The organism is Bradyrhizobium sp. (assembly GCF_052389815.1).
GTDB lineage: Bacteria > Pseudomonadota > Alphaproteobacteria > Rhizobiales > Xanthobacteraceae > Bradyrhizobium.
This window is the reverse complement of sequence record NZ_JBQTHN010000020.1, coordinates 16,787-31,101: the sequence shown is the minus strand read 5'-3', so window position 1 is coordinate 31,101 and position 14,315 is coordinate 16,787. Positions and strand designations below refer to the sequence as shown.

12 protein-coding genes are annotated in these 14,315 nt (G+C 64.6%); 7 read left to right on the top strand and 5 right to left on the bottom strand.

Annotation, left to right across the window (positions count from 1 at the left end):
* Positions 1–6 precede the first annotated feature (6 nt).
* Positions 7–369 (top strand): hypothetical protein, encoded by a 363-nt coding sequence (locus ACT4OC_RS05205; RefSeq protein ID WP_444837903.1) that lies wholly within the window; start codon positions 7–9, stop codon positions 367–369.
* Between the two features lie 361 nt (positions 370–730).
* Positions 731–1,744 carry a TorF family putative porin gene (locus ACT4OC_RS05200; RefSeq protein ID WP_444837902.1) on the top strand — a complete coding sequence of 338 codons (1,014 nt, stop codon included), beginning with the start codon at positions 731–733 and terminating at the stop codon, positions 1,742–1,744.
* 98 nt (positions 1,745–1,842) lie between these two features.
* Here the strand turns inward: ACT4OC_RS05200 and ACT4OC_RS05195 are convergent, their stop codons facing one another.
* Positions 1,843–3,579, bottom strand: coding sequence for an ABC transporter ATP-binding protein/permease (locus ACT4OC_RS05195; RefSeq protein ID WP_444837901.1), 1,737 nt, complete (start codon positions 3,577–3,579; stop codon positions 1,843–1,845).
* A gap of 249 nt (positions 3,580–3,828) precedes the next feature.
* Here ACT4OC_RS05195 and ACT4OC_RS05190 point away from each other — a divergent pair, with 249 nt between their 5' ends.
* Positions 3,829–4,251 (top strand): META domain-containing protein, encoded by a 423-nt coding sequence (locus ACT4OC_RS05190; protein WP_444837900.1) that lies wholly within the window; start codon positions 3,829–3,831, stop codon positions 4,249–4,251.
* Positions 4,252–4,327: 76 nt separating this feature from the next.
* Here the strand turns inward: ACT4OC_RS05190 and ACT4OC_RS05185 are convergent, their stop codons facing one another.
* From ACT4OC_RS05185 to ACT4OC_RS05175, 3 genes are all read right to left on the bottom strand, one after another.
* A complete protein-coding gene (locus tag ACT4OC_RS05185; RefSeq protein WP_444837899.1) occupies positions 4,328–5,530 on the bottom strand; it encodes a hypothetical protein in 1,203 nt (400 codons plus the stop codon).
* Positions 5,531–5,650: 120 nt separating this feature from the next.
* Positions 5,651–7,297 (bottom strand): chaperonin GroEL, encoded by a 1,647-nt coding sequence (groL, locus tag ACT4OC_RS05180; protein ID WP_444837898.1) that lies wholly within the window; start codon positions 7,295–7,297, stop codon positions 5,651–5,653.
* 137 nt (positions 7,298–7,434) lie between these two features.
* Positions 7,435–7,731 carry a co-chaperone GroES gene (locus tag ACT4OC_RS05175; RefSeq protein ID WP_444837897.1) on the bottom strand — a complete coding sequence of 99 codons (297 nt, stop codon included), beginning with the start codon at positions 7,729–7,731 and terminating at the stop codon, positions 7,435–7,437.
* Positions 7,732–8,054: 323 nt separating this feature from the next.
* Here ACT4OC_RS05175 and ACT4OC_RS05170 point away from each other — a divergent pair, with 323 nt between their 5' ends.
* Entirely contained in the window at positions 8,055–8,576 is a 522-nt protein-coding gene (locus ACT4OC_RS05170) for a hypothetical protein (RefSeq protein ID WP_444837896.1), read from the top strand.
* Between the two features lie 147 nt (positions 8,577–8,723).
* Here the strand turns inward: ACT4OC_RS05170 and ACT4OC_RS05165 are convergent, their stop codons facing one another.
* Positions 8,724–9,497 carry a protein phosphatase CheZ gene (locus ACT4OC_RS05165; protein ID WP_444837895.1) on the bottom strand — a complete coding sequence of 258 codons (774 nt, stop codon included), beginning with the start codon at positions 9,495–9,497 and terminating at the stop codon, positions 8,724–8,726.
* Positions 9,498–9,796: 299 nt separating this feature from the next.
* Here ACT4OC_RS05165 and ACT4OC_RS05160 point away from each other — a divergent pair, with 299 nt between their 5' ends.
* From ACT4OC_RS05160 to ACT4OC_RS05150, 3 genes are all read left to right on the top strand, one after another.
* Positions 9,797–10,522: a L,D-transpeptidase gene (locus ACT4OC_RS05160; protein ID WP_444837894.1), complete on the top strand. Its 726-nt coding sequence runs from the start codon at positions 9,797–9,799 to the stop codon at positions 10,520–10,522.
* Between the two features lie 344 nt (positions 10,523–10,866).
* Entirely contained in the window at positions 10,867–12,450 is a 1,584-nt protein-coding gene (locus ACT4OC_RS05155; RefSeq protein ID WP_444837893.1) for a hypothetical protein, read from the top strand.
* A 395-nt stretch (positions 12,451–12,845) separates the two neighbouring features.
* Entirely contained in the window at positions 12,846–14,270 is a 1,425-nt protein-coding gene (locus ACT4OC_RS05150) for a multicopper oxidase family protein (protein WP_444837922.1), read from the top strand.
* The last annotated feature ends 45 nt before the right edge of the window (positions 14,271–14,315 follow it).

Sequence of the window (14,315 nt, the reverse complement as noted above, 5' to 3'; positions counted from 1 at the left end):
ATCAAAATGGCGAAGAAGGCGAAGAAAGCTAAGAAGGCCAAGAAGGCGAAGAAAGCCAAGAAGGCCGTAGCGGCGAAAAAGAAGAAGGGCGCAAAGAAGTCAGCCAAGAAGGCTGCGAAGAAGTCAGCGAAGAAATCGGCAAAGAAGGCCGCGAAGAAGTCCGCCAAGAAAGCCGCGCCGAAGAAAGCCGCGCCGAAGAAGGCCGCCAGGAAGAAGAGCGCGCCGAAGAGGAAGGCTGCGCCCAAGCCCGCTCCGGCACCGGCCCCCGCCGCGCAAGCCGAGCCTGCACCCGCGCCGAGCTGGGCGAGCCCCAGTCCCGCTCCCGGCTGGAGCTCCGGCGGTTCGGACAGCGGCGGCGACAGCCACTAGCCCCGCCCGCGTCAGGGCATGGATGGTTGCAAGCCGCAGCGGAAACGCTGCGGCTTTTGCATTTCCGCGTCGTTCTACGGGCGCCTTGATTCGGCGCGGCGGTCGTCTCGGGCGGGCCAAGCGTGGCCGCCGTGCATCGCTGCGCCGGGCCCGAACCGGTCAAAATTGTGGTGGGAATGCAACACCTGCCAACAACATTCTGCGAAAAGCCGCAAACGCCTAAAAAGGCGGCAGTTGCTTGCATTTTTTTCTTCACGGCATGTGTGCCCCGGACCAGATTGGCCACGAGATTTGGTCGCAGCCGGTCTTCGATCTCAAGGGGCAACGAGGCCCGGCTGTTCAAGAAGAGATGGGGATCGTCATGAAGAAACTTGTTCTGGCCGCCGCCGTGCTGGCGGTAACTGCGAGCACCGCGCTGGCCGCCGATATGCCGGTGAAGGCCAAGGTGCCGCCGCCGGCTCCGTTCGATCCCTGGGATTTCGCCTTCGGCGCCGCCATCACCAACGACTACGTCTTCCGCGGCATCACCCAGTCCAACCACAAGCCCTCGGTCAGCGTCTATTTCGAGCCGCGCTACAACGTCACCAAGGACTTCCAGCTCTATGTCGGCCTCGGCGGGGCCAGCATCTCCTTCCCGAACCGGGCAGCAGCCGAAATCGACGCTTACGGCGGCGCCCGCCTGACGGTCGGGCAATTCGCCTTCGACGTCGGCGCCTGGGGCTACCTGTATCCGGGCGGCACCTGCCACTACGGCTTCGGCGCGACCACCGATTTCGCCGGCGTCCCACTCAGCACCGAGTGCCAAATCAACGCTCTGACCAACGCCAACGTCATCAAGAAGGACCTCAGCTTCTTCGAGGTCTACGGCAAGGCGAACTACACCTTCAACGACAATTTCTCGATGGGCGGCAACGTCTATTACACGCCGAGCTTCCTGAACAGCGGCGCGGCGGGCACCTACGCCTCGGTCGTCGGCAAGGCGATCGCGCCGAGCAGCTGGTTCGGCGCCACCGGCATCGGCATGTATGTGTCGGGTGAATTCGGTCGCCAGTGGCTGGGCACCTCGGACTCCTTCTACGGGGTCGCTGCGTTCCCGAACGGCATCGACTATGCCGACTACAACACCTGGAACATCGGCGTCGGCTTCACCTACAAGGTGTTCACGCTCGACTTCCGCTACTCCGACACCAACCTGTCGAAGGGCGACTGCAACGCCTTCACCAGCGACTTCGCGGCTCGCGGCGATATCAACGGAACCACGCTTGGTACCTTCGTCACCCCGATCAATCCGTCGGGTGTCGGTTCGAACTGGTGCGGCGCGGCCGGCATCGTCAGGTTCTCGGCCGACCTGACCGCGATGACCAACCTGAAGTAAGCGGACCGAGCTTCAACGGACCGAAGGGGCGGCAGAGCGATCTGCCGCCCCTTTGCTTTGCAGGACACGTTGGTGCAGGCGGATAGGCCACCCGGCGGCTACGCCACCGGCACCTTCTCGCGCAGCGCAAAGTGCTCGCCATCGCGGACCAGCGCGAGCCGGCGCGTATGGAAGGCCTCGAGGGTCGAGCGGTGGCCGATCGAGACCACGGTGGTGGCCGGCAGCCTTTCGCCGAGCAGGCGGTAGAGCGCGGCTTCCGACGGCTCATCCAGCGAGGCGGTCGCCTCGTCGAGGAACAGGAATGTCGGCTTGTGCAGCAGTGCACGCGCGACGCCGAGCCGCTGCTGCTCGCCGAGCGACAGCATCCGGTTCCAGTGCGCCTCCTCATGCAGCCGGGCTGCGAGTTGGGGAAGCCCGACATCCGTCAGCACCTGCTTGACCTTCTCGACGTCGAACGCGCCGGCCTCGGCCGGATAGACCACCGCCGCATGCAGCGAGCCGATCGGGAAGTAGGGCCGCTGCGGCAGCATCATCAGCGTGGCGCCTGCCGGAATCGTTACCCGCCCGTCGCCGAACGGCCAGATGCCGGCAATGGCACGGAACAGCGTCGACTTGCCCGAGCCCGATGGTCCCGTGATCAGCGCGCGTTCGCCGTTCTTCAGGCTGAGCGCGTCTGCCGCCACCACCGGCGCGCCGTGCGGCAGCCGCACCAGCAATTGCTTGAGCTCGATCGCCTCGCCAGCGCCGGCCGCATGGCGCACCGAGGACGGGCTTGCCGCCAAGTGCCGCGAGCTTTCGATCGACATCTCGAAACCGTCGAGGCGGGCCACCACCGCGCGCCATTCGGCGAGGCTGCGGTAGATCGAGACGAAGAACGACAGCGACCTGTAGACGCTGTCGAAGGCGGACGCCGTCTGCATCATGCCGCCGAGCTGGACCTTCCCGGCGAAATAGGCCGGCGCCACCAGCGCGTAGGGGAATACGACGGCCGCCTGTGCGTAACTCTGGGTGAAGAAAGTGAGCCGCTTGGTGCGGCTCATGATGGCGTACCAGTTGGCGATGACACGGCCGAAGCGGTGCATCAGCCGCTCACGCTCGGCGCCTTCGCCTTGCATCAGCGCGATCTGCTCGGAATTTTCGCGCACGCGCACCAGGTTGAAGCGGAAATCCGCTTCGCGCCGCTGCTGTTCGAAGTCGAGATTGACCAAAGGCGAACCGATCCATTGCGTCAGCGCCGTGCCGAAGATGGCGTAGATCAGCGCGCCCCAGACCAGATAGCCGGGAATCGAAAACTCGGTGCCGAACAGATGCAGCGGTGCCGCCGCCGACAGGCCCCACAGGATCACCACGAAGGAAGCCAGCGAAACGACCGCGCTGAGGAGCCCGATGCCGATATCCATGGTGCGCTCGACGAACAGCTTGACGTCGTCGGTCATGCGCTGGTCGGGGTTGTCGGCCGCATCGCCCTGCAGCTGCATGCGATAGTGATTGGGCCCGGCCAGCCATTCGCCGAGGTAGTGGCGGGTCAGCCAGCTGCGCCAGCGGATCTGCAGCCATTGATTGAGATAGAGCTTGTAGACCGACAGCACCACGGCGAGGCTGGCGAGCACGCAGAACACCCCGAACTCCCGGACGAAGGTGTCCCAGTTCTTGTCCTGCAGCGCGTTGTAGAAGCGGTTGTTCCACTGGTTGATCAGCACGTCGATCGCGACCAGCGACAGCTCGATGGCGATCACCGCCGCGAGCAGGCCGCGGCCGGCCCATTTGTCCTCGGAGCGGAAATAGGGGGACGCGATCCGCCATACGGTCGCGAGCGTCGCGCGGATGTTCTTCACCGATGGTATCTCCGGAAAATCGGGCGAAAGGCCCTGAGAAGGCGGGCGAAAAGCTACGGAAACTAGGGCTGCCGGCCGGTAGTCGGAAGAGCGTTGGCGCTTCGCAGGCGGCAAGTCAACCCGGCGGGGCCGTGCTTGCGCGGTCGTTGCCTGTGCCCCGCCATCACTTTTCCGCGCCGGCCGGACTGGCCAAGGTCGCATTCGTTCCATACAAGGGCGCGACCGCCGCACCCCATTTCGAGAGGATGCATGGACTTCGTCACGCCTCGTTTGAAGTTCGCCGCCGCCGTTTCACTGGCCGCGCTCGTGGCCGGTCTCCTGGCCGGTAACGCGCCGGTCAATGCCCAGGAATTCCCGTTCGGCCTCGAGATGACGCTGGAGGCGGCGCGCATGCCGGGCTCCAAGCGCATTCCCTCGCTCGAGATCGGCGACCATGGCGAGGTCGTGATCGAGCTCTGGTGCAAGGGCGGCAAGGGTCAGTTCTCGGTCGCCGGCAACACCATCGTCTTCGTCCCCGGCGCGATGGAGAACCGCAGCTGTCCGCCGGAGCGCGCGCAGGCCGACGACGAGCTGCTCGCCGCTTTGAGCGATGCCGCGACCTGGCGGCGGCAGGGCGATTTCGTCACGCTGGTCGGCCCGAAGCAGCTGCGTTTCCGGATCAATACGAACTGAGTGCGCGCCTCTTCGCCGCTCACCGCGCTTGTCGCGCCGAAGCCTTGGCGAAGGCGGATGCGGGGATAGCGAGTAGCTACTTCCATACCGACTTGTCGGCGTCCCAGCGCTGACCCTTCAGGACCTTGGTGAGCGCCTCGATCGAGCCGCCATCGTCCTCCGGCTCGGCGCCTTCGTCGTCGATGCCTGAATCTTCCGACAGATTGAGCTTTGGACCTGCGCCTTCATCCGCCGTCGTGGTGACCGGGCTCGACACCCACAGCATCAGTCTGTCCGACGTGCCGGGCTTGTCCGACGAGACCTGGGCCGACACCTCCACCGTCTCGGTCAGGCCGAGCGCGGGAACTATCTGGCTCGGCCGCTTGAACGTCAGCGTCAGCTTGCCGGTATTGGCGTTCCAGGCCGATCCGGCCGGCGTTGCGACGAGCGTCTTGCTCAGCACGCCCGATATCGCCTGCGCGAGCTTGTCGCGATTGATCTTGTCGGCCTCGCGCCAGTCGGCCGCCGCAAAGCGGATGGCGCGATCCATTTCGACGATGCCGCTGGTCCAGCCCGCGAACGTCACGCCGGGCGTTGCCTTCGCCTTGGCAAGGAGGGCGCCCGCGCGCTCGGGATCGACGGTCATGATGATGGTCTGTTCGCCGCCGCGCAGTTCGTCGCAGGAGACCGACAGGCTGCCGACCGATACTTCGAGCGCCTCGCCCTTCAGGCTCTTGAGGAAGTCGAGGACCTGCTCCAGCTTCACCCGCACCCCGACCGATTCCGGCGACACGTCGGTGAAGTCCTTTGGCGCCGGCGTGATGCCGTCGTCGCGGGTCTGGCTCTCCAGAAATTCCTTTTCGCTGAGGTCGGAATTGTCCGGCGACATCACCTCGTTGACCTTCTGGCCGATCGCGACCTGGCCGCGGAACTCGAAGGTGTCGCCGGTCAGCTTGCGCGTCAGCTTCACCGTCACGGGCTGCTTGTCGCCGATGCTTTGCGTGGTGCCGGTCAGGCTGGTGCCGGCCACCGCGAGATTGGCGACGAAACGGTCCTTGCGCTCGGCGCCCTTCTCGACGGGATAGCAGACATCGAGCGTCGCCGCGGTGACGGTCTTGCCGATCCGCGTCTCCTTCAGGATCACGTCGGCCGCGCCGTCCATCAGCCCGTCGATCGCGGTGAAGTAGCGGATCTCGGCACCGCTCGCTGCGGCCTTGGCCGCCGGCTGCTTGGCCTGCGCCAAAGCGGGGTCGGGCGAGAGGACCGCAAGTGCGAACAGGCCGAGCAGAAGCGGGCGCATCTGAAAAATTCCTTTGGCGCAGAATCGGGAGCGGGAACCTACCAGACCCCGTCCTCATCGGCCAAAAAGAAGGCCGCCCGGAGGCGGCCTTCGATCGGTCCATTCGGAAAGCGCCAGGGCCTAGAAGCCCATGCCGCCCATTCCGCCCATGCCGCCGCCGCCCGGCATCGCGGGGGCAGCCGCTTCCTTCGGCACCTCCGCGACCATGGCTTCGGTGGTCACCAGCAGGCCCGCAACCGAGGAGGCGTCCTGCAGCGCGGTGCGCACCACCTTGGCGGGGTCGATGATGCCCTTCTCGACCATGTCGACATATTCCTCGGTCTGGGCGTCGAAGCCGAAGGTCTCCGACTTGCTTTCGAGGATCTTGCCGACCACGATCGAGCCTTCCAGCCCGGCATTCTCCGAGATCTGCCGCAGCGGGGCTTCCAGCGCCTTCAGCACGATGTTGATGCCGGCCTGGACGTCGGCATTGTCGTTGGACAGGCGCCCGACCGCTTTCTTGGCGCGCAGCAGCGCCACGCCGCCGCCGGGCACGATGCCTTCCTGCACCGCGGCGCGGGTCGCGTTCAGCGCGTCCTCGACACGGTCCTTCTTCTCCTTGACCTCGATCTCGGTGGCGCCGCCGACCTTGATCACGGCAACGCCGCCGGCGAGCTTGGCCAGCCGCTCCTGGAGTTTTTCGCGATCATAGTCGGACGTGGTCTCCTCGATCTGCGCCTTGATCTGGCCGACGCGTGCCTCGATGTCCTTCTTCTTGCCCGCGCCCTTGACGATGGTGGTGTTCTCCTTGTCGATCACCACCTTGCCGGCGCGGCCGAGCATGTTGATCGTAACGCTCTCCAGCTTCATGCCGAGCTCGTCCGAGATCAGCTGGCCGCCGGTGAGGATCGCGATGTCCTCCAGCATGGCCTTGCGGCGGTCGCCGAAGCCCGGCGCCTTGACGGCGGCGACCTTGAGGCCGCCGCGGAGACGATTCACCACCAGCGTCGCCAGCGCCTCGCCCTCGACGTCCTCGGCGATGATCAGCAGCGGACGGCCCGACTGCACCACGGCTTCCAGCACCGGCAGCATCGCCTGCAGGCCGGACAGCTTCTTCTCGTGCAGCAGCACGAAGACGTCGTCGAGCTCGGCGGTCATCTTCTCGGCATTGGTGATGAAGTAGGGCGACAGATAGCCGCGATCGAACTTCATGCCCTCGACGATGTCGACCTCGGTCTCCAGCGACTTGTTCTCCTCGACCGTGATGACGCCCTCGTTGCCGACCTTCTGCATGGCCTGCGAGATCATCTTGCCGATCGCGGTGTCGCCGTTGGCCGAGATGGTGCCGACCTGCGCTACTTCCGAGGAAGCCGCCACCGGCTTGGCGCGCTTTTCGAGGTCCTTGACCACGGCGTTCACCGCAAGGTCGATGCCGCGCTTGAGGTCCATCGGGTTCATGCCGGCGGCCACCGACTTGGCGCCCTCGCGCACGATCGCCTGCGCCAGCACGGTCGCGGTGGTGGTGCCGTCGCCCGCGGTGTCGTTGGTCTTGGAGGCAACCTCGCGCAGCATCTGCGCGCCCATGTTCTCGAACTTGTCCTCGAGCTCGATCTCCTTGGCGACGGTGACGCCGTCCTTGGTGATGCGGGGCGCGCCGAACGACTTGTCGATGACGACGTTGCGGCCCTTGGGGCCGAGGGTCACCTTCACCGCATTGGCGAGAACATCGACGCCGCGCAGCATCCGCTCGCGCGCTTCGCCGTGAAATTTTACGTCCTTGGCAGCCATTGGAACTTACTCCTGGAAATGATTGATTTTCATTTCGTCATCGCCGGGCTTGACCCGGCGATCCATCGCCTGTGCAAGACTCTTCCGAAGAAGATGGATGCCCGGGTCAAGCCCGGGCATGACGAGTTGGGGTCGTCTTACGCCAGCACGCCCATGATGTCTGACTCCTTCATGATCAGGAGTTCCTCATTTTCGAGCTTGACCTCGGTGCCCGACCATTTGCCGAACAGCACGCGGTCGCCGACCTTGAGGTCGATCGGGATCAGCTTGCCGGCCTCGTCGCGGCCGCCGGGCCCGACGGCGACCACCTCGCCCTGCGAGGGCTTTTCCTTGGCGGTGTCCGGAATGATGATGCCGCCCTTGGTCTTCTCTTCGGCGTCGATGCGCTTCACCACGACGCGGTCGTGCAGCGGGCGGAATTTGGATTTGGCCATGGCGTTCCCTTGCGGCTTTGGGGTTTCAGGTCCGGTTCATGGAAACCGGCGTGTAATGCAGACCGTAGGACACACCCGGGAGGCGGAACGGCCGGCACTTAGCAATCACAGCGTTTGAGTGCTAATGTGGGCGGGGAGATATGGCTTGGTGAAGGCCGTGTCAAGCAAAGTGGTTAAGGCCTTGGTGAGACCATTATAGGATGGTGGTTCGGAAACCGGGTCGGGGTCCCGGGCGTAGATTGTCCGAGATCATTGCCCCGGTTGGTGTTTTGCGCTTGGCTGCGGGACGGGAGCGGCCGTGAGAATTAGTTCGGGGGATGCCCATGATAAGGTCTGGTAATGCGCGTACCGTGGCGAGCCTTGCCGTGGTTTCGGCGCTGGCGGTCGTTTTGGCCGGCTGCGAGACCACCAACCTCGGCGGCATGTTCGGCTCGTCGACGCCGGCCGCGGCGCCCGAGCCCGGGGTGGCGCCGGAAATGCCGGCGACCATCCGCTCCGACGAGATCGTCGGCCGCTGGGGGCTCGCCTCCTACCAGGACCCGAAGGACCGCGCCCGCACCGAGGCGATGGCCCGTTCGCAGTGCAAGCAGCCCTACACGATCACCGCCGGCTCTTCCGGCGGCGTCATCATGCATCTGGCCGACCAGGCCACCCCGCAGGAATTGCGGTTGAAGGGCTCGCCGAGCGGCAAGAACTATATCGGCCCCGCCGGTCCCACCCCCGGCGACCAGGACCGCGAGATCGTCTCCTTCGACGGCCGCGTCATGGTCACGCGCTTCGTCGAGAAGGACGCCGGCACCCGCTACGGCAACATGGTCTACGTCCGCTGCGCGCCAAGGGCGTGAGCCCTCGCCGTCATTGCGAGGAGCGCAAGCGACGAAGCAATCCATGGCGCCACAGGCGGAGAGGTGGATTGCGTCGCTTCGCTCGCAATGACGAAGAAAAAACGCCGGCCCCGGGGCCGGCGTTCTGCTATCGGTATGTGCCCGCGCTCAGTTGAACATCGCGTCGATGTCGTCCTGCGAGGCGTGGCCGGCGTCGCCGTCGAGCTTGGGGCCGTTGAGCAGCTTGGCGTCGCCCTCGCGGGTGTCGACGATCGGCGGCGCATGCGCCTTGATGGCGTCGACGCCGCCCCAGATGTTCATCATCTCGTTGATGTGCTGCTCGATGAACTTCATCGTCGTCATCACCTTGGAGATGCGCTGGCCGGTGAGGTCCTGGAAGTTGCAGGCCTCGAAAATCGAGACGACGCGCTCCTGGATTTCCTCCGACAGCAGCTTCTGCTGTTCGGGCGAGATGTTCTTCGACAGCGCGGTGGCGGCCTGGTCGATCGCCTCGGTCGCTTCCAGGATCTGCTGCGTGGCCTGCTCGGTGCCGCCGACAACGGCGCCGAGCTCGCCATTGACCTTGGCCATTTCATCGCCCTGGAAGCTCTTGCCGTGCAGCACCGCGATCTCGCGCTTGGTGCGGTTGATGGCGTCGTGGATCAGGTCGAGCTCGATCTTGAGCTTCTCGCACTGTTCGATCTGGGCGCGATAGGTGTCGAGCAGCACCTGGGTCTCCGCCATCTCGCGGCTTGCGGCTTCCTCGACCGTCTCGGTGGAGCGGCGGGCGGGCGCCGCCATCTGGGCGCGGATCGCGCGCAGCTCGTTCATGATCTCGCGGTGCATCGGGCCGACATCGACCTCGGGACCTGCGGGCATCACCATCGGCGTATCGCCGAGAATGGCCTGTTCGACACGAAAGCGTTTGCGATTGACCGACATGGTTGTTCTTCCCACCCCTTTACTCCGCACCCTTTGTAGAAGATGCGATTTAACGCGAGGTTCACGCGCGGAACTGCGGTCACGGCGTAAACTACGCAGCTGCAAGCAGGCGATTAACCATAGGCCTGGTGCGTTCACCGAAAAATAAGGTTAACCGCCAAATCCGCGAGGCTCCGGCGCGATGGTGAATCGAAACGCCGATTCCGTTTACCAAACCGATCAGGTTTTCATTTGTAGTGAATCGCGTGTGAACGGCGCGCGTCCCGTGCGCCCGGTGACGAATAGTACAGAGTACGTCGATGTTCAGAAAATTCGCAGCCGCGCTCCTTGCGAGCGCCTCCATCCTTTGCGCCACCATCGATCCCGCCGCCGCGCAGTCCGCTCCGCCGGTGCGCATGGCCTCCAACATGGGCGGCGGCTTCATCGAATTCCTGTTCGGCGAGGCGCCGCAGGGCGGCCGCTACCAGCAGCCGATGTACCAGCAGCAGCCGGACGTCGGCTTCGACGGCCGCCGCCTGCCGCCGATGGGGCCGCAAGGCATGTATGGCCACGAGGCGGTCGAGCCGGCGCAGCGCAGCGTCGATCCCAGATACAACAAGCAAGTGGTCGAATATCACGGCAAGGAAGGCGCCGGCACCATCGTGATCGATACGCCGAACAAATTCCTCTATCTGGTGCAGGGCGACGGCAAGGCGCTGCGCTATGGCGTCGGCGTCGGCCGTCCCGGCTTCACCTGGGCCGGTGTGAAGACGATCTCGGCCAAGAAGGAATGGCCGGCCTGGACGCCGCCGCCGGAAATGCTGGCGCGCCGTCCCGACCTGCCGCGCCACATGGAAGGCGGCCCGGACAATCCGTTAGGGGCGCGCGCGATGTATCTCGGCACCTCGCTGTACCGCATCCACGGCTCCAACGAGCCATGGACCATCGGCACCAACGTCTCCTCCGGCTGCATCCGCATGCGCAACGAGGACGTCATCGACCTCTACGGCCGCGTCGGCGTCGGGACGAAGGTGGTGGTGATCTGAGCCTTCGCGAGTTGTCGAACAGAACGGCCGCCCCATCGGGCGGCCGTTTTGCTTTTGCGCTACGACCAGTTGCCGAAATACGAGATTGATCTCGCCCTTGTTCACCTCCGTGCGATACGTCAATCACGCGGACATAACCGGGCTGCCCTGATCACCCGGACAAGATCGGACGCTGACTACCTGTCGCGCGGTCGTCAGCTCGCTCTCCTAGGTCTGTCCGCGCAAACGCGCTCGCGGCTGGTTCCAATTGACAGGGAGCGAGGTCGGGGCGCACCCTCGTCTCGGGGAAGTCCCGGGGTCATCGGTCAAAACAAAACACAATTCCGATACGAAGGGAGGACACCATGCGCAAGCTACTCGTCGCTGCGACTGCTACGGTTGCGCTTCATGCCGGCCCGGCACTCGCGGCCAATGCCGCCAAGCTCGGCAAAGTCCATCTCGAGACATCGTGCAAGCCCGCCGCGCAGAAGCTGCTCGATCAGGGCATGCTCTATCAGCATTCTTTCTGGTATCGCGCCTCGAAGCAGAAGTTCGAGGAGGTTCTCAAGGCAGACCCGAACTGCGCGATGGCGTATTGGGGCATTGCATTGAGTCTGCTTTATAACCCCCATGCACCACCGCCTCCGGCAAATCTTCCGCTCGGTCTCGAGGCCGTACAGAAAGCAAAGGCTCTCAATGCCAAAACGCAGAGAGAGCGGGACTACATCGACGCGCTTGCCCAGATGTATGTCGATTACGACAAGATCGATCATCGCAGCCGCGTTCAGAGCTACCTCAAGGCGCAGGAGCAGGTAGCGCTACGTTATCCCAAGGATGTCGAAGCCCAGATCGGATACGCCATCACGCTGAACGTGGCCGCATCTCCGACCGACAAAACCTACGCCAATCAGCTCAAGGGCGCGGCGCTGCTCGAACCGATCTTCAAGAGACTGCCGGACCATCCCGGCGTCGCGCACTATTTGATACATCTTTATGACTATCCGGCGATCGCCGGAAAGGGCCTCACTGCGGCGCGGCGCTACGCCAAGATAGCGCCGGCTGCACCGCATGCGCAGCACATGCCTTCGCATATCTTCACGCGGGTCGGATACTGGAAGGACTCCATCGCCGCAAATGCGGAGTCGGCGCGGGTCGCCAAGCTCGATGGCGAGCAACACGACCAGGCACACGGCATGGATTACCTCGTCTATGCGCATCTCCAGCTGGCGCAGGACAAGAAAGCGAAAGCCGTTATCGATGAAATGAATGCGATCGAGTTCAAGATCGACCGGTTCGTGGGACCTTACGGCATCGCGGCCAGCAACGCACGCTATGTCGTCGAACGCGGTGACTGGAAGGCCGCAGCCGAGCTTCAGCCTCGACAAACCAAGTACCCTTACGCGGACGCCGTGACGTATTTTGCGCGCGTCCTCGGCAAGGCACGATCCGGCGATCCCGCAGGAGCGAAGCCTGACGTCGAGAAGCTGAGCGAGCTGACCGCAAGGCTGAAGGAGGCGAAGGATGCCTATTGGTCCGAAATCGTCGGCATCCAGCAACAGGTCGCGAGCGCCTGGGTGCTCTATGCCGAGGGCAAGCACGACGAAGCGCTCAAGGCGCTGAGTGCGGCGTCCGATGCCGAGGACAGGACGGAGAAGCATCCGGTAACCCCCGGCCCACTTGCGCCCGCGCGCGAGCTCTATGCTGCGATGCTGCTCGATCGCGGCATGGCCACGGAGGCGCTGGCCGCGTATGAAGCCGTGCTCGTCAAGGAGCCCAATCGGCTCGCGGCCTATGTGGGAGCCGCGAAGGCCGCCGGCAAAGCCGGTATTGGCGACAAGGCAAAGCAATACAGCGCCAAGGTGATGGCGCTCACGAAGGACGCCGACTCGCAACGGCCGGAGGTCATGGAGCTACACGGCAAATCCGCCGCCATGGCGCCCGCGCGATAGGTTCTCGGTCGAGCCAGGGGAATGGCCGGAATCATCCAGCCATTCCCTACTTCACCCAGAGCCGCAAGGGCACATCGCGGCGATCTCGGCAACTCATCATGCGCTCGTGCTGACCCTGAAAGCGGACGTCGATGCCGCCGCATCGGATGTCGGCTCTGGGCTAGCAGGCCGGCCGGTGCGCCAGATCGCGTGCCGATAAGAACCGGTTTGGCTCGCGATTTCGTGACATGATCGGCGGATTGCTGCGCTACGCCGATGCTTGCCGAGCTTTGCGCCATTGCAGACAATGCGGGCCGCGCGTGCGGGCAGAGGTGGACGACTGCTTCGTGGCTCGGCAGCATTTCATGTGCGCCGGTTCACATCGGTCGGCCGTCCTGAAGGTGAGGCGAAGCAAGATGGCGTCTTCTCTGGTCACCCGGCGCTCGGTCCTCGGCGGTGTCACGGCCCTCGCTGCAACGCTGGGGCTGGACGGAAAGGCGCTGGGGCGCGCCACGAAAACGCTGACGCTGGTGGCGGCGCCGGGGCGCAGTCTGGTGGCCGGTGCGCCCCATCCCGACACGGCGGTGTGGTGTTTCGGCGGACAAGTGCCCGGCCCGGAAATTCGCGTCCGGCAGGGCGAGCGCATCCATGTTCGCGTGGAAAACCGGCTGCCGGAAGAAACCACGGTTCACTGGCATGGTATCCGCGTTCCCAACGCAATGGACGGCGTGCCGCATCTGACGCAGCAGCCGATCGCGCCGGGCGAGACGTTCGACTACGAGTTCACTTGCCCGGACGCCGGCACCTTCTGGTACCACCCGCACCAGCGCAGCCATGAGCAGGTCGAGCGTGGACTTTCCGGCGCTTTCATCGTCGAGGAAGCGGTGCCCATGGACGTGGACCGCGACCTCACCTGGTTGCTCGACGACTGGCGGCTGATGCACGACGCGTCGATCAGCAGCGATTTCGGCAACATGCACGATGTCAGCCACAGCGGCCGCCTCGGAAACACCGTGACCATCAACGGGCAGGTCCGCGATACGCTTCCGGTGCGCGCCGGTGAGCGCATCCGCCTGCGGCTCATCAATGCCGCGAACGCCCGCATCTTCGGGCTCGAGTTCAAGGATCATGCGCCGTGGATCGTCGCGCGCGACGGCCAGCCCGTCGAGCCCCATGCGCCAGAGGACGGGCGGATCGTGCTCGGACCGGCGATGCGCGCGGACATCGTGCTCGATATGGACGGGCGCCCGGGCGAGCGGTTTCAGGTGCTCGACACGTTCTACCAGGGTTTCGAATACCGCTTGGTGGACCTCGCCTACGGTGATGAGCCGCCAACGCGGCCGTCAAAGATCTCCCGGTCCGTGCCGCGTCTTCCCGCAAACCCGCTGTCCGAGCCCGACATTGCCCATGCAAGGCGCCATGAGATCGTGCTGGGGGGCGGCATGATGGGGATGATGCGCTCGGCCATCATGGACGGCCGGACGGTCGACATGCGGACCCTCATGCACAACGGGCTTGTCTGGGCCATCAATGGCGTGGCCGCCAAGGGACACGTGCACGAGCCGTTGCTCACGCTTGAGCGTAACCGTTCGTACGTGCTGGAACTCATCAACGATACGGCATGGCCGCATCCGATGCATCTGCACGGACATTCGTTCCGCGTTGTTTCGCACAACGGTTCGCCAACCCGGCATCGCGAATGGGTCGACACCGTGCTGCTGCATCGCCGCGAACGGGCGGAGATCGCTTTCGTCGCCGACAACCCCGGCGACTGGATGTTCCACTGCCACATCCTGGAACACCAGGCGGCCGGGATGATGGGAACAATCCGCGTCACTTAGAGCAGGGTGATTGGATCGTACGACGAGCGCGACGTAGTCCCCGAA